Source organism: Candidatus Poriferisocius sp., from assembly GCF_965214065.1.
Lineage (GTDB): Bacteria > Actinomycetota > Acidimicrobiia > Acidimicrobiales > Bin134 > Poriferisocius.
The window spans coordinates 1-16,011 of the sequence record NZ_CBDCAT010000025.1 but is presented as its reverse complement, the minus strand read 5'-3'; the positions used below and the strand labels follow the sequence as shown (position 1 = coordinate 16,011).

Annotated in this window: 16 protein-coding genes; 7 read left to right on the top strand and 9 right to left on the bottom strand. The window is 65.3% G+C overall.

What is annotated here, in order from left to right; translation table 11 throughout:
* Positions 1 to 4 precede the first annotated feature (4 nt).
* Entirely contained in the window at positions 5 to 1,024 is a 1,020-nt protein-coding gene (locus ACOOGG_RS02875; protein ID WP_420432094.1) for an acyl-CoA dehydrogenase family protein, read from the top strand.
* Here ACOOGG_RS02875 and ACOOGG_RS02870 read toward each other — a convergent pair.
* The 5 genes from ACOOGG_RS02870 to ACOOGG_RS02850 are packed head-to-tail and all read right to left on the bottom strand — an operon-like array spanning position 1,021 to position 7,110.
* Positions 1,021 to 2,220 carry an MFS transporter gene (locus tag ACOOGG_RS02870; protein ID WP_420432092.1) on the bottom strand — a complete coding sequence of 400 codons (1,200 nt, stop codon included), beginning with the start codon at positions 2,218 to 2,220 and terminating at the stop codon, positions 1,021 to 1,023. The two genes, ACOOGG_RS02875 and ACOOGG_RS02870, sit on opposite strands and share 4 nt — an antisense overlap.
* A gap of 34 nt (positions 2,221 to 2,254) precedes the next feature.
* Positions 2,255 to 3,211 carry an ABC transporter permease gene (locus ACOOGG_RS02865; protein ID WP_420432090.1) on the bottom strand — a complete coding sequence of 319 codons (957 nt, stop codon included), beginning with the start codon at positions 3,209 to 3,211 and terminating at the stop codon, positions 2,255 to 2,257.
* Positions 3,211 to 4,323, bottom strand: coding sequence for an ABC transporter permease (locus ACOOGG_RS02860; RefSeq protein WP_420432088.1), 1,113 nt, complete (start codon positions 4,321 to 4,323; stop codon positions 3,211 to 3,213). Before ACOOGG_RS02860 ends, ACOOGG_RS02865 begins: the two co-directional genes overlap by 1 nt.
* A 46-nt stretch (positions 4,324 to 4,369) precedes the next feature.
* On the bottom strand, positions 4,370 to 5,887 hold the full coding sequence (locus ACOOGG_RS02855; protein WP_420432086.1) for an ABC transporter ATP-binding protein: 1,518 nt from the start codon (positions 5,885 to 5,887) through the stop codon (positions 4,370 to 4,372).
* A gap of 29 nt (positions 5,888 to 5,916) precedes the next feature.
* Positions 5,917 to 7,110, bottom strand: a complete 1,194-nt coding sequence (locus ACOOGG_RS02850) for a BMP family ABC transporter substrate-binding protein (protein WP_420432084.1) — start codon at positions 7,108 to 7,110, stop codon at positions 5,917 to 5,919.
* Positions 7,111 to 7,228: 118 nt separating this feature from the next.
* Here ACOOGG_RS02850 and ACOOGG_RS02845 point away from each other — a divergent pair, with 118 nt between their 5' ends.
* The 3 genes from ACOOGG_RS02845 to ACOOGG_RS02835 all read left to right on the top strand — a co-directional run bounded on the left by ACOOGG_RS02845 (position 7,229) and on the right by ACOOGG_RS02835 (position 11,219).
* The gene (locus ACOOGG_RS02845; protein ID WP_420432082.1) at positions 7,229 to 8,725 is read left to right on the top strand and encodes a pyridoxal-phosphate dependent enzyme; all 1,497 of its coding nucleotides are present in this window, start codon (positions 7,229 to 7,231) and stop codon (positions 8,723 to 8,725) included.
* Between the two features lie 158 nt (positions 8,726 to 8,883).
* A complete protein-coding gene (locus ACOOGG_RS02840; RefSeq protein ID WP_420432080.1) occupies positions 8,884 to 9,924 on the top strand; it encodes a PLP-dependent lyase/thiolase in 1,041 nt (346 codons plus the stop codon).
* Positions 9,921 to 11,219 carry an 8-oxoguanine deaminase gene (locus ACOOGG_RS02835; protein WP_420432078.1) on the top strand — a complete coding sequence of 433 codons (1,299 nt, stop codon included), beginning with the start codon at positions 9,921 to 9,923 and terminating at the stop codon, positions 11,217 to 11,219. Before ACOOGG_RS02840 ends, ACOOGG_RS02835 begins: the two co-directional genes overlap by 4 nt.
* Positions 11,220 to 11,245: 26 nt before the next feature.
* Here the strand turns inward: ACOOGG_RS02835 and ACOOGG_RS02830 are convergent, their stop codons facing one another.
* The 3 genes from ACOOGG_RS02830 to ACOOGG_RS02820 form a co-directional block, all read right to left on the bottom strand.
* A complete protein-coding gene (locus tag ACOOGG_RS02830; protein WP_420432076.1) occupies positions 11,246 to 11,716 on the bottom strand; it encodes a DoxX family protein in 471 nt (156 codons plus the stop codon).
* Positions 11,717 to 11,880: 164 nt separating this feature from the next.
* The gene (locus tag ACOOGG_RS02825) at positions 11,881 to 12,663 is read right to left on the bottom strand and encodes an enoyl-CoA hydratase/isomerase family protein (RefSeq protein WP_420432074.1); all 783 of its coding nucleotides are present in this window, start codon (positions 12,661 to 12,663) and stop codon (positions 11,881 to 11,883) included.
* A 108-nt stretch (positions 12,664 to 12,771) separates the two neighbouring features.
* Positions 12,772 to 13,671, bottom strand: a complete 900-nt coding sequence (locus ACOOGG_RS02820; protein ID WP_420432072.1) for an alpha/beta fold hydrolase — start codon at positions 13,669 to 13,671, stop codon at positions 12,772 to 12,774.
* Positions 13,672 to 13,808: 137 nt separating this feature from the next.
* Between ACOOGG_RS02820 and ACOOGG_RS02815 the strand changes: the two genes are divergently transcribed.
* Genes ACOOGG_RS02815 through ACOOGG_RS02805 form a run of 3 tightly spaced genes read left to right on the top strand, consistent with a single transcriptional unit; the run spans position 13,809 to position 15,768 of the window.
* The gene (locus ACOOGG_RS02815) at positions 13,809 to 14,105 is read left to right on the top strand and encodes a DUF1330 domain-containing protein (protein WP_420432070.1); all 297 of its coding nucleotides are present in this window, start codon (positions 13,809 to 13,811) and stop codon (positions 14,103 to 14,105) included.
* On the top strand, positions 14,102 to 15,025 hold the full coding sequence (locus ACOOGG_RS02810; RefSeq protein ID WP_420432068.1) for an acyltransferase domain-containing protein: 924 nt from the start codon (positions 14,102 to 14,104) through the stop codon (positions 15,023 to 15,025). Before ACOOGG_RS02815 ends, ACOOGG_RS02810 begins: the two co-directional genes overlap by 4 nt.
* On the top strand, positions 15,022 to 15,768 hold the full coding sequence (locus ACOOGG_RS02805) for an SDR family NAD(P)-dependent oxidoreductase (RefSeq protein ID WP_420432066.1): 747 nt from the start codon (positions 15,022 to 15,024) through the stop codon (positions 15,766 to 15,768). Before ACOOGG_RS02810 ends, ACOOGG_RS02805 begins: the two co-directional genes overlap by 4 nt.
* Before the next feature lie 45 nt (positions 15,769 to 15,813).
* Here ACOOGG_RS02805 and ACOOGG_RS02800 read toward each other — a convergent pair.
* Positions 15,814 to 16,011 (bottom strand): SDR family oxidoreductase (locus ACOOGG_RS02800; RefSeq protein WP_420432064.1); only part of this gene is annotated, 198 nt, incomplete at its 5' end.

The following is a 16,011-nucleotide window of genomic DNA, read 5'->3' as shown; positions in this document are numbered from 1 at the left end:
CAGCATGAGCGCTGAGAATCCAAGCCTGCTGACCATGAAGCTGCCCAGGGAGTTGGGCGGACTCGAGGCCGACCTGCGAAGCCAGTTTCTGGCCACTGAGGCGGCCAGCCGGAGAGACGGATCAGCCGGCTGGAACGAGACCTTCACCACCACATCAGCGGCGATCGCGGCCGCCCGCCTGCCGCAAGATGGACTGGACGAGGTAGCGGCCAGCGCCGCAGGAGGGGCAGCCTGGCCACCGTTCGCGGGCACGTTTCCTCTGTCGGGTAGGACTGCAACTGCCCCTAATGGCGTGGTGTTGACCGGGAGATGGGGGTTCGCCTCCGGCATCGCCGACGCCGCCTGGGTGGTGGGCGGCTGTACCACCGAATCAGGACCGCGGTGGGCGGTGATCCCGATAGAGCAGGTGACCGTTCACGACACATGGCAAGTCAGCGGCCTGGAGGAGACCCTGAGCCACGACTACAGCATCGAAGAGGTCTACGTGCCCCGCATTCGGCTGTTCGACCTGTCGACGCCTGCGCCCAGGGGCGGGATCCTCCACGGACTGCCCATGTATGCACTGATCACCCCCGACCACTGCGGGGTGAGCCTAGGTATCGCCCGACGGGCTTTGGATGAGATCGCCATCGCCGCCGCCGGCAAGGACCGCCTGCACAGCACGGCCCCCCTCGATGAGCGGCCGGCCTTCCATCGCGACCTTGGGCAGGCCGACACCAAGCTGCGGGCCGCCAGGGCGCTGGTGCTGGAGGTGCTGGACGAATTCTGGGCCACTGCGGTCGCGGGCGAGCCAGTCACAGACTTCCTGGTGCAACGAGCCCGAGCAGCCGCCACCCACGCCGCCGACATCGCCGTAGAGGTGGCGTCGATGGCCTACCGCCGGGGCGGCGGGTCGGTCCTCTACCAAGACCACCCCCTGAACCAGTGCTTCCGAGACGCCCACGCCGCCACCCAGCACGTACATGTGATCGACGAAATGTACGAGGTGGTCGGCACCGCCCTGCTGGGTGAAGCTCCCGATTAGGAACTGGCGGGGGCTGGCTCCTTGGCCGACCGGCCATCCGGACCCATGAGCTCCTCACCCAGTGCGATGGCTCCGGCCAGGGCCACCACCATGACAATCGACGAACCTGTGAACAAGGCCTCGGCACCCCAGTTTTCGTAGATCGCCCCGGTGGCAAGGGCGGCAATCCCAGCGATAATCAATCCCAATGCCCCGTAGAGGCCTTGAGCAGCGGCCGCTTGTTCAGTCGGGGCCGATAGAGCTATCGCCAGCTGCCCGGCGGGCATGGTGAAAGCATCAAATACAGCATGAGCAGCCGACACGGCGATGAGCACCCACACGAATTCCACGTAGCCGTAGACGAACATGCAGGCCACCGCCCCCATGATTGAAAACGGCATCACCCGCATGGGACCTCGCTGTTGGGCCTTCTTGCCCCCATACGGGGCGAGTGGAATCATCGGCAAGGCGAAGAGGGAAATGGAAAGGGCGATGATCAGCGTGCTGGCTCCGAGGTCATCGAGCAGCACCGCCCATGAGGTTTCAAACACCCCAATCGTGGTGAAAAACGCGGCCCCGGCCAGCATGCCGGAGTTGAGAGGTCGGATGCGAAACAGCCGTCTGACCGGCACTCTGGTGGTGACAACCTCTCCCGCCGACAGGTCCAGCCGAAAGATCCAAACGTAGATCAGCAAGTAGAGCCCGGCCATGAACAGGAACGGAGCTCGCAAGTTGATGAACTCGGCCAAGAGTCCAGCCACCACCGGCCCCAACACAAAACCGCTGATATCGAATGCCCCCATCTTGCCGAGGTTCTGGCCCATGTTGGCGGGATCTCGGGTAATGAGTATTCGGCGGATCGCGGGGCCAGTGGCTCCCGTACCAGCACCGAGGAAAAACCGAGCGGCGGTGAACTGCCAAACCTCATCGGTAATGGCCATGCTGAGCATCGAGAGGATGGCCACGAACACCCCACCATGGACCAGCCAAGAGACATAGCCCCGATCGGCAAATCGAGCCAAGCCAACTTGGGCCACAAACCCCGCCAGAAATCCCACTGCAACGATGAAGCCCAACTCGGTCTCGCTGAAGCCCAGCTTGTCCCTGAATTCGGCCAGCAGGGTAAACAGCGAGCCATAGCCCATGGACAATGAGCCGGTGACCACGAAGTAAGGCCAGAACGAGCGCGCCATGCTAGGCGGGGTGTTCACAGCCATCGGGGAACCCTACTCCCCGCTGGCGCCGAACGGCTCAGCGCTCTTCTCGGCGGTAGGCGATGCCCAAGGCGGCGGGCGCCACCGAGGGTCGGTGGCGGGCACGCCAGCTTATGATGATCAAAACCACCACGGTGAGCACGAAGGGCAATATGCCCAGCAGCGCCGGCGAAATGCTGCTGACATCCACTCCCACGATCTCGATGTCGAAGGTCTGCAAACGGGGTTGCAGAGCCAGCGTGAATCCGAAAAGCAGCGCGCCGAGAGCCAGCCGCCCCGGCCGCCACGCCCCGAAGATCACCAGGGCCACTGCAATCCACCCCCGACCGGCAACCATCCCCTCGGTCCAGCCCGGGGCCATGTAGAGCGAGAGGAATGCCCCGGCCGCGCCGGCAAAGGCCCCGCCGACCATGACCGCTGCCGACCGCAGCGCCATCACCGAATGGCCGGCGGCGTCGGTGGTGGGCGCTGATTCGCCCACTGCCCGCAGCGCCAATCCAAGGCGGGTGCGGGTCATCACGAACCACACGGCCAGCCCCAGCAGCACCGTCAGGTAAACCACCGGGGGTTGATCGAAGAAAATCTCGCCCAGCCAGGGGATATCGGCCAGCCCGGCTATCCCCAAGTCGGTGAACTGGGTCTCGGGCCGCTCCCCCACCACGTTGCGACCCACATAGGCAGCCAGCCCCAAACCGCCGATGGTGAGGGCCAAGCCCGACACCACCTGATCGGCCCCCAAGACCACGCTCACCAGGGCATGGAAGCCGCCGACCAGCGCTCCCACCGCGGCTGCGGCAAAGAACGCGGCCCACGGGCTCCCGGTCTCCAGCCCGACCATGAACCCGCTCACCGCCCCCATGGCCATCATCCCCTCAACGCCGAGGTTGAGCACGCCGGCCCGCTCCGCGATCAACTCGCCCAACGCGGCCAGAAACACCAGGGTGCCGAACTGCACCGTGGCCACGAACAGCCCGATCAGCGCAGCTTCAGACATCAGCCGGCTTCCAAAGAGGGATCAGGTTCCTTGTGCTCATCGACTGGTGACTCGTCGACAGCGCCAGTCCAGCGGATCCGATAGTTGAAGAACACCACTGCCACCAGGGCCCCGAACAGGATCATGGCCTGCAAGATGTCTGAGATGGCCGAGCTGACCCCTAGAGTCTGGATGCTCTGGCCGCCCACCTGCACCGCGCCGAACACAAAGGCCACCACCGCCACCCCCGAGGGACGCATAAGGGCCAGCGCAGCCACGATGATCCCGGCAAACCCGTACCCGTTGGACAGGCCAGATTCGAGGCGGGTAGCCGAGCCGGTGAGCTGTACCGCCCCGGCCAGCCCGGCTATGCCGCCTGACAACAGCAGCGCCGTCAGCACCTTGCGCCGCAATGAGATGCCGGCGTAGCGGGCGGTGTCGGGCGACGACCCGGCCAGTCGCAGCTCATAGCCCCAGGGAGTGCGGGAGACGGCCAGCGAGAACACTATGAGCAGTCCTAGGGCAATCAGCACCCCGATGTTGGCCCGGCCGAAGAGGCCCGGCAAGGCTGCTTGGTCGGGTACCGGCTCTATCACCGCGAATCCGAATGATTCGGGATCCTTCCACGGGCCGGTCTCCAGCCACTCCACCACCCGAATAGCCACATACACCAACATCAGGGTGGTGATGATCTCGCTCACCCCTAGATGGGAGCGGGCCAGCGCGGGGCCGATCATCAGCACCATGCCCCCGGCGATGCCAGCAACCACCATGAGAGCGATCAGGGGCGGGCCGGAGAGACCATCGGCCATCATGGCCATGCCGGTGGCGACGGTTGCGCCCGCCATCATCTGGCCCTCAGCCCCGATGTTCCACAGCCCCATCGATCCCGCTACCGCCACCGACAGCCCGGTCAGAGCCAGCGGCGTAGCCCGTTCCAGCGTGCGAGACAGCGAATCGGTGCCCCTGAACGCGGAGTCGAACATCCGCTCGTACACCTCGGCGGGGTTGTGGTCTGACGCCAGGAGCAATACCGCCCCCAAGATCAGCGCCACCACGATGCCGACGAAAAAGCCCGCCGCCTGGGTAGCAGGCACCACCCGGTCGCGCCGGACGAGGACTGGTCGAATCATTTCGGCGGCCTCCCCGCCATAGCCGCGCCCAAGATCGCTGGTCGAATCATTTCGGCGGCCTCCCCGCCATAGCCGCGCCCAAGATCGTCCGCGGAGTGACGTCAGGGCCGTATTCGCCGACGATGCAGCCCTCGAACATCACCAAGAGCCTGTCGGACAGGGCGAGCAATTCGTCGAGGTCCTCGGAGATCAGCAAAACCCCCACCCCTTGAGCCCGCTGATCCACCAGATGGCCCTGTATGGCGGCCACCCCCTGCACATCCAAGCCGCGGGAGGGCTGAGCGGCCACCAGCACCGTGGGCTGCTCGGCCAGCTCCCGACCCAGCAAGAGCCGCTGGAGGTTGCCCCCCGACAGGCCGGCTATCGGGTCATTGAGCCGGCCCACCCGCACCGCGAACCTCTCTACCAGGCCACGGCAGAACTCGACGCACTTGGAGGCCGAGAGGAACATGCCCCGACGCTGCGATCGGTACGAGCGCACCACGGAGTTGTCGACGACCGACATCTTGGGGGCCAATCCCACCCCGAGGCGGTCTTCGGGCACATAGGCCAGGCCCATCCGATATCGGTCTCCCGGCGATGCCGCTGTTACGTCATGCCCTTTGACCACCACCTGGCCCTCGGTTGGCATCCGCAGTCCGGTGATGACCTCGGCCAGTTCCTTCTGGCCGTTGCCCGATACCCCGACGATGCCCACGATCTCACCGGAATGAACGGTCATGTCGATGTCGGACAGAGCCGGCAATCCACGATCGCCCAGGGCGCTGATTCCCCGCAGGCACAGCGCTTCGGGACCGGTTTGCCCCGTCGGCGGGCGATCCACATATCCGCCCTCGGAGGTTCCCACCATCATCTCGGCCAGTACCGACAAGTCCACGTCTTCCAAGTCGTCCACGGTGGCCACTGTCTTGCCATGGCGCAGCACGGTGGCCTCGTCGCAGAAAGCCACCACCTGGTCGAGCTTGTGGCTGATGTAGATGACCGAGCGGCCCTCCTGGGCCATGGCCCGCAGGGTGGCGCCCAACTCGGCGGCCTCGCCGGGGGTCAGCACCGCGGTGGGCTCGTCCATGACCAGAACCGACGCGTTGCGCCACAAAGCCTTGAGTATCTCCACCCGCTGGCGCTCCCCCATCGAGAGCTGCCATACCGGTCGACCGGGGTCGGCGGCCATGCCATAGGTGGCTGACAACTCGGCCACCCGCTGCTCGATCTCGGCTTCCCTCAACAGCGGGGGGGCGGAACCCAACACGATGTTCTCGGCCACTGTCAAGGAGGGCACAAGACGGAATTCCTGGTACACCATGCCCACGCCGGCGGCGATGGCATCGGCAGGGGATCGGAAAGCGCGCCGCTGGCCGTTCACCCACACCTCGCCGCCTTCGGGTCGATACACCCCGGCCAGCACGTTGACCATTGTGGTCTTGCCCGCGCCGTTCTCCCCCAAGAGCGCGTGGATGGTGCCGGGGCGAACCCGCAGGTCAGCCCCGGCACAGGCGATCACTCCGGGGAACTGCTTCTCAATCCCCCGGAGCCAGACCGCGTGGTCGGCATCAGCAGACGCCACTTCCAAATCCGGGTAGGCCCCGGCCTAGATCAGGAAGGATCGGCGTCGCCGACGACACCTTCGACGAAGAAGCTCATGCCCAGCATGGCGCCGTCGTCCATGGTCTCGCCCTCGGCTACTACCACGTTGCCGTCCTGGTCCCGGATCTCGCCGGTGAACACGTCCCAAGCACCTGTCTCGATTTGCTCCCATACCTCGATGACTTGGTCTATGACATCGACGGGCACGTCGCTGGCCGGTTCGGCCAGGGTCACTATCCCGTCATCCATGCCACCCCAGTAGGCCCCTGGGGTGTAGCTGTCGTCGGCAACGGCTTCGATGATCCGGGCGTAGTACGGCCCCCAGTTCCACACCGGCGCAGTTATGAATGCATCCGGGGCGAACGCGCTCATATCGGAGTTGTAGGAGACCCAGCGGGCCCCGGCCTCTTGAGCCGCCAGACCAGGAGCGGTGGAGTCCTGGTGCATGGCAATCACATCGGCGCCGGCTTCCAACAGAGCTGAGGCAGCGTCGCCCTCGATGGCCGGGTCGAACCAGGTGAAGGTCCAGTTGACGTGGACTTCCACATCCGGATTGGTGCGCTGCGCCCCCAGGGTGAAGGCGTTGATCCCTCGCAGCACCTCGGGAATCGGGAAGGCCGCCACATAACCGATCTGATCGGTCTCGGTCATCGCTCCGGCGGCCATTCCCGACAGATAGCGGGGCTGGTACATGCGGCCGAAGAAATTGCCGAAGTTGGTGTCGTTCATCTTGAACCCGCTGGCGTGCTCGAACACCACATCCGGGTACTCGCCGGCCAGTTCTTCCATCGGATCCATGTAGCCGAAGGAGGTGGCGAAGATGACGTCGGCACCCTCGTTCTCGATGAAGTCCACCACCACCGAGCGGAAGTCCTCGGCGACCTCGGGGATGTTCTCCACGTACAGCGTGGTGGCCCCGGTCTGACCCTCGGCGTAACGGCGACCCTGATCGTGGGCCCACGTCCAGCCCGCGTCTCCCACGGGACCCACGTAGACGAACGCGGCGACCACCTCGTCGTCCATGGGCGCCTCAGTGGGCTCCGGCGCCGGGGCTTCGGTCGGTGCGGGCGCCTCGGTCGGTGCGGGCGCCAGTGTGGCTGCCGGCACTGTCGCTGCGTCATCGTCGTCGTTGCCGCAACCCACTGCGACCAACGTCAGCGCAGCCAAAACCGCCAACAGCTTCAGCGAGATCTTCTTGGCCATGATTCCCTCCTTGGAACGGCTCTACAAGCCAACCGTTAGAGAGTAGCCTGTAGCGCTGGCACAGGTGCCACACACTTGGTTGCCGCTTCGTTACAACTTCTTTTCGACAGGTTTTCCCGTGACTGCTCTTTCCAGCATCCCCGAGGGCTTCGGCCTTGAAACCGACGTGGTCAACACCACTGCCCGCGACAGAGCGGTGGAGCGGTGCCGCCAGGTGGGGATTCGACTCCCCACCTTCGCCGAGCTAGCCGACCCGCCGAGGGCCGATGCCCGCCTTGGCGGGGTCGACCCCGACGCAGCCGACCCCGCCAATCTTTGGCGGGTCCACTGGTTCAACGACGCATCCCGGGCCGGTCGGGCCGCGGTGCCCGAGCATGTGGTGATTCCCCCGGCTCTGTCGGGGGTGGAGTCGCCCATCATCTTGCTGCTGGGCAACCGGTTCCCCATGATCGGGGCCCACAAGGTGCTGGCGGCCTACTCGTGTCTGGCCCCCCGCCTGGTGACCGGGCAGTTCGACCCCACCGAGAACCGGGCAGTGTGGCCGTCCACCGGCAACTACGCCCGAGGAGGCATCGCCATCTCCAAGATCATGGGTTGTCGCGGGGTGGCTGTTCTGCCCGAGGGGATGTCGGCCGAGCGCTTCGAATGGCTCGACCGGTGGACCTCGGACCCCTCCGACGTGATCCGCACTCCCGGCTCAGAGAGCAACGTCAAGGAGATCTACGACGCCTGCGCCGCGCTGGCCGAAGACGAGGCCAACGTGATCCTCAACCAATTCTGCGAGTACGGCAACCACCTGGGCCATGTGACCGCCACCGCCGCCGCGGTGGAGCGGGTGCTGGAGCACTACACCGCGGGGCACCCGTCGGCCCGGCTGGCCGGATTCGTGGCCGCCTCGGGCTCAGCCGGGACGCTGGGGGCGGGCGATCCCCTCAAAGAGCGCCACGGGTCGGCCACCGCGGTGGTGGAGGCCCTGGAGTGCCCCACGCTGCTTTACAACGGCTACGGCGAGCACAACATCCAGGGCATCGGCGACAAGCACGTCCCGCTGATCCACAACGTGACCAACACCGATGTGGTGGTGGCGGTGTCGGATGACGCCACCGACGAGCTGGGGGTCCTGTTCGCTTCTCCAGAGGGACGGGCACTGCTGGCCCAACGGGGAGTGGGCGACGACGTGATCGCCCACCTCGACAATCTGGGGCTGTCGTCCATCTGCAACATGCTTGCCTCCGCCAAGATGGCCGCCGCGCTGGACTGCGGGCCCGACGACGTGATCGTGACCGTGGCCACCGACGGGGCTGCCCTGTATGGCTCAGAGCGGGCCAAGACCATTGCCACTGTGTTTGGCGGCGACTTCGGGGACTCTGAGGCCGCCGCAGTGGCCGGCCGGTGGCTCAACGGTGTGGACACCGACCACTTGCTGAAGCTCAGCGATCGCGACCGGGATCGGGTGTTCAATCTGGGCTACTTCACCTGGGTGGAACAGCAGGGAGTGGGCCTCTCCCACTTCGACGCCCGGCGCGACCAGTCGTTCTGGTTCGCGCTTCGGGATCTGGTGCCGGTGTGGGATGAGCTGATCGCCGACTTCAACGCCCGCGTCGCCCACCAATGACCCAAGGCCTGACTTGTACTTGCGGTGCGGTCGCGGCAGGCGACGCGTGGGCGTGTGCGAACAGGGATAGTGATGACCAGGATCATGTTCTGAGACTGCCGATGCCGAATTGGTCGGTGGACCCCTCGAGCAACCAACCGTTTGTTCGCTACCGAAAGATGCTGCGGTCGTGGGTCGAGGCCGACGATGACGCTTGGTTTGTGGACCGGGCGGGGCAACTCAATGCCGCGGTGGCAAGAGTAGACGGCCACGGGTTCGAGGTGACTCCCTGTTCAAGAGCCCTAATCGGCGGACGGAGCATCACCGTCAAGGACGAGACCGACAATGTGTCGGGGTCGCACAAGGCTCGGCACACGTTCGGGCTGATGCTGCATTTGCTGGTGCGGGAGCGCCGGGCGGGTTCTGGCGCTGGGCGACCTTCGCTGGCTATCGCCTCGTGCGGCAACGCCGCGGTGGCCGCCGCGGTGGTGGCGGCCGCTGAGCGTTGGCCGCTCACCGTGTACGTGCCCGAGGTTGCTGAAGCGGCCGTGGTGGCCCGGTTGCGCGAGCTCGACGCCATCGTGGAGTTCTGCCCTCGGATCGACGGGGAGGATGGGGACCCCTCCTATCACCGTTTTCGAGAGGCGGTGAGCGCCGGCGCGGTTCCCTTCGGTTGCCAGGGGCCAGACAACGGCTACACCATCGACGGGGGCCGAACCCTTGGCTATGAGTTGGCGGAACAGGCGCCGGACATTGACCGGGTTTACATCCAAGTGGGCGGGGGGGCGCTGGCCGCGTCGGTGGCCCAGGGGTTGGCTGTCGGTGGATTGCCGGCCGCGCTTATGGCAGTGCAGACCGAGGGGTGCGCTCCGCTGGCTCGGGCCTGGGAGCGAATTGCCGAGTTGGGTGGGCTGGGCGAGGCCCGGCGGCGGCGGGCATCCGTTATGTGGCCGTGGACGCCGACCCCGTTCTCGGCAGCCACAGGCATCCTCGACGACGAGACATACGACTGGGCTGCGATCACCGAGGCCATGTTCGACACCGGAGGCCATCCCGTAGTTGTGCCCGAGCCGGTGGTAACCGACGCCTGTGAGGCGGGCCGATCGGCCACCGGCATCAACGTCAGCCCCACGGGCTCAGCCGGCTTGGCCGGTCTGCTGTGCGACGACCCGCCCGCTGAGGCCAAACAGGCGGTGCTGTTCACCGGAGCCCAGCGATGAGCTCCCGCACCGTGCTGCGAGGCGCCCGCTGGCCCGGCGACATCGCCATCGCCGATGGCGTCATCGTCGAGGCGGGTACCGTCGAGCCCCAGCCCGGCGACGCGGTGGTCAACGTGAACGGCGACATCATCACCGCCGGGCTGGCCAACACCCACCATCACCTTTATCAATGGATGACCCGAGGAAGGGCGGTGGGCTGCGACCTGTTCGGCTGGCTGGTGGAGCTGTACCCGGTGTGGGGGCGCCTCACGGTGGAAGACGTGGCCGCCGCAGCCCTGGTGGGGCTGGGAGAGCTGGCCGCCACCGGGTGTACCTCCGCCTCCGACCACCACTACCTGGTGCCCCACGGGGACGACGCTGTGTTCGACGCCATCGTCGAGGCAGCCGCGGCAGTGGGCATCCGCCTGCATCTCAGCCGGGGCTCCATGGACCTGGGCGAATCGCAGGGCGGGCTGCCCCCCGACCATGTGGTGGAAGATCTGGACTCCATCATGGCCTCCACCGAGCGGATCATCGCCCAACACCACGACGGCGACATGGTCCACGTGGTGGTGGCGCCGTGCAGCCCGTTCTCGGTCAGCTCTGAGCTGATGGAGGCTTCGGCTGCGCTGGCCCGTCAGCACGGCCTGCGGCTCCATACTCACCTGTGCGAGACCATCGACGAGCAGGAGCACTGCCTGGAGCGTTTCGGCCGTCGGCCGGTGGAGCAGCTCGACGATTGGGGCTGGGTGGGAAACGACGTGTGGCTGGCCCACGGCATCTGGATCAACGACGAGGAGATCACCCGACTGGGCTCAGCCGGCGTGGGGGTGGCCCACTGCCCGTCGTCCAACGCCCGCTTGGCCGCCGGCACCTGCCGGGTGACCGATCTGGAGGCCGCCGGTGTGCCGGTGGGGCTGGGGGTGGACGGGGTGGCATCCAACGAGGTGGGTGGCCTGTTCCCCGAACTGCGCCAATCGCTTTATGCCGCCCGGCTGCGGGCCATGGACCCCAGCGCCTTCATGCCCGCCGACGCCGTGCGTTTGGGCACCACCGGCGGAGCAAGCTGTCTGGGAGTAGCCGACCGGCTCGGGAGCATCGAACCCGGCATGGCCGCCGACCTGGCCGTGTGGCCCGGCGACGACATTGCCGATGTGGTCGATCCTTTGGCCGGACTGGTGCTCGGCCCCGACCGCCGAGTGCGCCACCTCTACGTCGCCGGCAACCCTGTCGCCCAAGACGGCCGCCTCCTGGGCTGCGACCTCGCCGCCGCCCACGCCGAACTAGCCAAACGAGCCCGACGCCTCTGGGCCTAGCGGTGTGAGCGTTCTATGCAAGCGCGCTAGAAGAGTTCCTTGCCGGTCTTGAGACGCTCCAACCCCCACTTGCCACTGCCTAGGATCCCAATGGCCCACGCCGCCAAGAAGTGCATTATCGCCACCTCTCCACCGTGGTGGAGAGCGTCGAATCCATGATCCGGATCCCAGTAATGAGGCCAAAGCCCACGCTCCAGGTGAATCATGAAGAAAGACAGCGCGGTCACAACCATCATGGCCCCAGCAGCCAGCCGGGTAATCACGCCTAAACCGATCATGACGGCGGCGATCAACTCGACATAACCGGCGATGTCCACCAAGGGGTCCAGATCCTGTTCGGCGGGAAAGTTCCACAACAAGAAGGTCTTCTGGATGCCGTGCATCGCGGTCATGACAGCGAAGCCCACGCGGAAGAACAGATACAACTCCCCAAAGTGAGCGCCGAAAAACTGGCCCAGGTACCCGTCTTGGGGAGAGCCTTTGCCGAACCTGAACACGCTTCGAGCGATGCGCGGCCCTACCCGAGGTGAGCCTTCGGAGGTGCTTTCCCCTTGCTTTTGTGTGCGAGACATGCCTAGTTGCGACCCTTTGTGTTGACACGAAAGGAATTCTCTCCCGTACTGATAGGCGTGGCTGCCCGAATGGATTCTAGCCAGTAGCGCTATCTGCCGGTGAACGTGGCCTTTCCAGGGCCGCTCTCCAGGAAACTGGCCACGCCGATGCGGGCGTCGTCGGTGCCGAAACAAGCGGCGAATTCCTCGATTTCCACGTTCAGAGCCTCATCCAGGGGCAGGGCGAATCCCTCGAGGATCGCTCTTTTGGCCATGGTGAACGCCGCCGGCGCGGAGCAGTACCGGGCGGCAAGCTTGACCGCCTCGTCGTAAACCTCATCATCGGGGTAGGCGGCTGAGGCCAGTCCGATGGACACCGCCTCGTCGGCCCAAACGTTGCGCCCGCTGTAGATCAGCTCTTTGGCCTTCGTGATGCCCACCAGGCGGCTGAGCCTCTGGGTGCCGCCTCCGCCGGGGATTATCCCCAGGTTGATCTCGGGCTGGCCCAGAACCGCCCCCTCGCCGATCAGTCGGAACTCGGCTGCCATGGCCAGCTCACACCCCCCGCCCAGCGCATAGCCGTTGACCGCGCAAATTGTTATCTGCGGAAGCATCTCCACCGCCCGAAACGCGGCATTGAACCTTCGGGCCAGGTCCCGGCCGTCCTCTACTCCCATTCCGGTGAACTCGCTGATGTCGGCGCCGGCGGCGAACACCCGCGGCCCGCCCCAGATCACCACCGCTCGCACATCAGTCATGGCCGACAGCTCGTTGACCGCTTGATGCAACTCGGCCAAGACCTGCGCGTTCAGCGCATTGGCCTTGGGACGGTCCAGTCGCAAAGTTGCCACTCCTTTGACCTCGCCAGTTTCAACTCTGACAAATTCACCCATGTTTGCAGTGCTCCCTTCTGCTGGGAGGCCACCGTATTCAGTGAACGCCCAACCTGCTCAGTCATGGTTCAAACGATCGGGAAAGGTGCTCTTGACTGGGACGGGGCCTCAGGCCAGGCCATGGCGCTCGAGGAAGCACACCGTCAAGTCGGCGCAATCCTCAGGGGCCTCAAGCTGGAGAAAATGCGTTTTGTCGGGCAAGAAGTCGTAGTCGAGCTTAGCCAAAATACTCAGATCCAAACTGGGCAAGAACGAGTACTGAACCGTGGGGTCGGCGCCTATGGCTTTCAGTGGGATGTCGATGCTGTCCAGAAAGCGGGCCACCTGCATGGCAAAGCCGAAATACCACTCGTAGAGCCGGGCCTCGTGCTCGGGCGGGCAGCGAAGCTGGTATCCGCCGCCTTCCGCGGGCTGGAGCGTGGTCTCAGAAAATAGCGCCCGGGTTTCCGGCGACATGAGGGAGTAGGCCGGTGCCTGACCGAACATCTCGGCAAGTTCTTGGCACGACTCAAAATGGCTCTGTCGGCGCCGGGCCCGCCTCGCTTGGCGCTGGCACACCTCTTCTAGGTGCCTGCTGCTGTCTCCGGGCAGTTCGAAAACCGGGTCGAACATCACCAAGGCGGCGAAGTCCGGCCTTTGGTACTGATGCGCCACCGCAATGACGGTGGACACCGAATGGAAGAGGCCCACACACGGCTTCGGCCCCCAAGAAGATGAGATGGCGTCGATGACGGTCTGGTTGTCACCCACCAGGGTCGGGATGTTGTAGCTGCCGATGGGGGTGGCGGAATTCCAACCGTGGCTCCGCAGGTCGAAGATGCAGATGTCGAAACGGTCGGCCAGTAGCGACCAGTACGGGTAGTAGAGGTCGGCGGCCAATCCGCATCCGTGACTCAGCACCAGCCTTGGCCCGTCGGGGTTGCCGTGCCTCCGCACGGAGATGGCGGAACCATCGGCCATGACCGCATCTATGGTTCCAGACGGCTCCGGCACCCTCCAGCTAGACACCGCTTCATTGTACACCCATACCCCTGCCGATCCATCGCCTAATCGCGCTGCGAACTCGAACAGGCAAAGCCCCCTGGGAGTACGACTCAGGCAATCGACTAATATTCTCGGATTACGTTTACGGCGAGGAGCAGCCCATGTCGATAATCGGCAACGTAAGCCTCACGGCAACCGATGTAGACGCGTTCTCCAACAGCCTCGACCGCCTGATGGAATTGGCCGACAGCGCAGTCGAGCATGGAGGCCGGTACTTGGCCAAGGGCGGAACCATCGAAGCGACACAGAGCGAGCCTCCGCCGGACCGGATTCTGGTTCTGGAGTTCGAGCATGTGAGCCAAGCCCGGTCGTGGATGCGATCGGCGGAATACGCCCAGTTCACCGACCTCGCAAGCACATGCTGCCAGGTGCGATCCATGATCGTCGAGGGAACATGAGCGCCGACACCCGTCCCGAGGGGGCGGCATCGGACCGAACCAGCTCGCGAGAGGTCGTGATGTTCCCCGGCGGCGGGATCGACATGAACAACATGCGAGAGACCCCCCTGCTCGACACCAGCTACATGAGGCGCATGAGCGGCCATTTGGGCATCGACTTCGTCTCCAAACTGGCCAACGGCGAGGTGGGATCGGACCCCGGCCCATACCAAGCCAGCGTGGCGGCTTTGACCTACGCCTGCACCCGCCAGCGCTACGGCGGCGCCCGGCCAATGGCGGTGATCGGCCAGTCGAGCGGGGTTTGGGCCGCCGCGGCGCTGATGGGTGCCATCTGGATCGAAGATGCCTGCAACTTGCTGATGATCCGCGGGGATCTGATTGCCGAGGCGAGCGCCCGCCACGGCGAGGGGCGAATGCTGTCGGTGGTGGGCCCGTCCCCAGACGAGACCGCGGCAATTGTGGAGGGGATAGACGGCTGCTGGGTATCGGGAGTAATGACACGGAGTTCGGTGACGCTGGGATGCCGCTTGGAGGTCCGCGAAGACGTGGAGAGCGCTCTGTCCGCCGAGCTGAATGCCAACGTCGTGCGACTGCCCATAGATTTCGCCAGCCATTGCCCTTTGATGGACGGGGTGGCCGACGAGCTCAAAAAGGCCATGGGCGATCTCGAGATCATCGACGGCGCCGACACGGGCGCAGTCGAGTTCTACGACTGCTTCACAAGCGATCCCGGCCCGGTGAGCCTTGACGACCTGAGGGACCGGTTGGCGCTGAACATCGAGAAGCCCTTCGACTTGATGGCCACCGTTCAATCCTTCGACGACGATGCGCTGTTCGTGGAGTCGCTGCCCAATGCGGGAATCTTCAACATGATCCGCTACTCCGGGATTTCGCGCCGGAGAATCATCAAGGCCGCATGAGAAGCCTCCCGGCGGCACAGGCGCCGGCGGTCGTGGCCAGCGGATCGAGCCCACTGGGAAGCGCCATCGTGCGATCTCTGGCCGAAGCGGGCCACCCGGTTTCTTTCGGATGCGACCCGGAGACCCGAGACGGCGCCGAGATGGAACAGGAGTTGGCTGATGCCGGACACCTTGTAGCGGCGTTCGAGCTGAACGTTTTGGATTCGAGTTCGATGGGCCGGTTCAAAGACCTGAGCACGGGCCGTTTCGGGCCGCCTCTTTGTGTTGTGGCCAACTCGCCCGCGGGCATCTCGGCCCATGACGGCGGCGAGCCGGATTGGAACCGGGTGGTGGACGCCAGCCTCTCGGCGGCCTTCCGGCTGGTTCAGCAGTTCACCCCCGAAATGCAGTCGCGGGAATACGGACGTGTGGTATTGGTCGGCTCGGCGGCGTCATTGGTGGGCCGACCCGAACAGGCTGCGTTCTGCGCCGCCAGCGCCGGTCTGGAGGGGTTGACAAGGTCTCTGGCCGTGAAGTTGGCCCCTTTCGATGTTCTGGTGAACGCGGTGGCCCCGGGATACATCGAAGAAGACCGCGACGGCCTCACCCCCGAGGTGCGGAGCAAGAAGGTCGCAGCCAGCATCGCGCTGCGCCGAGTGGGCCAGGCAACAGAGGTGGCCGAGGCGGTTCGATTCTTGTGCGGTCCCGGCCCCAGCGCCATGACAGGCAACGTTCTGCGGGTGGACGGCGGCCTTACCGCCTGAGCGAACCGGCTCTCTATGCGACCGGCATTTTGGGCGACCGGCTCTCTATGCGACCGGTTCTTTGAGCACTGCGGCCGATTCTCCGCAGTCCACGTTCACAATGGTGCCGGTCACATATGAGCTTTCGGGTCCTGCTAGCCAGCATATGACCGCGGCCACCTCCTCAGCGTCGGCCATGCGACCCAGGGGATTGCGTTCTTTCAGGGATTCCTGCCAACTCAGGGCCAGTACATCGGTCATGGG

Excerpts from the sequence above, each read along its gene's own strand:
- ACOOGG_RS02875 (WP_420432094.1), top strand. The coding sequence starts at position 5 with ATGAGCGCTGAGAATCCAAGCCTGCTGACCATGAAGCTGCCCAGGGAG.
- ACOOGG_RS02870 (WP_420432092.1), bottom strand. The coding sequence starts at position 2,220 with ATGGCTGTGAACACCCCGCCTAGCATGGCGCGCTCGTTCTGGCCTTAC.
- ACOOGG_RS02865 (WP_420432090.1), bottom strand. The coding sequence starts at position 3,211 with ATGTCTGAAGCTGCGCTGATCGGGCTGTTCGTGGCCACGGTGCAGTTC.
- ACOOGG_RS02860 (WP_420432088.1), bottom strand. The coding sequence starts at position 4,323 with ATGATTCGACCAGTCCTCGTCCGGCGCGACCGGGTGGTGCCTGCTACC.
- ACOOGG_RS02850 (WP_420432084.1), bottom strand. The coding sequence starts at position 7,110 with ATGGCCAAGAAGATCTCGCTGAAGCTGTTGGCGGTTTTGGCTGCGCTG.
- ACOOGG_RS02840 (WP_420432080.1), top strand. The coding sequence starts at position 8,884 with ATGCTGCGGTCGTGGGTCGAGGCCGACGATGACGCTTGGTTTGTGGAC.
- ACOOGG_RS02835 (WP_420432078.1), top strand. The coding sequence starts at position 9,921 with ATGAGCTCCCGCACCGTGCTGCGAGGCGCCCGCTGGCCCGGCGACATC.
- ACOOGG_RS02825 (WP_420432074.1), bottom strand. The coding sequence starts at position 12,663 with ATGGGTGAATTTGTCAGAGTTGAAACTGGCGAGGTCAAAGGAGTGGCA.
- ACOOGG_RS02815 (WP_420432070.1), top strand. The coding sequence starts at position 13,809 with ATGTCGATAATCGGCAACGTAAGCCTCACGGCAACCGATGTAGACGCG.
- ACOOGG_RS02810 (WP_420432068.1), top strand. The coding sequence starts at position 14,102 with ATGAGCGCCGACACCCGTCCCGAGGGGGCGGCATCGGACCGAACCAGC.
- ACOOGG_RS02805 (WP_420432066.1), top strand. The coding sequence starts at position 15,022 with ATGAGAAGCCTCCCGGCGGCACAGGCGCCGGCGGTCGTGGCCAGCGGA.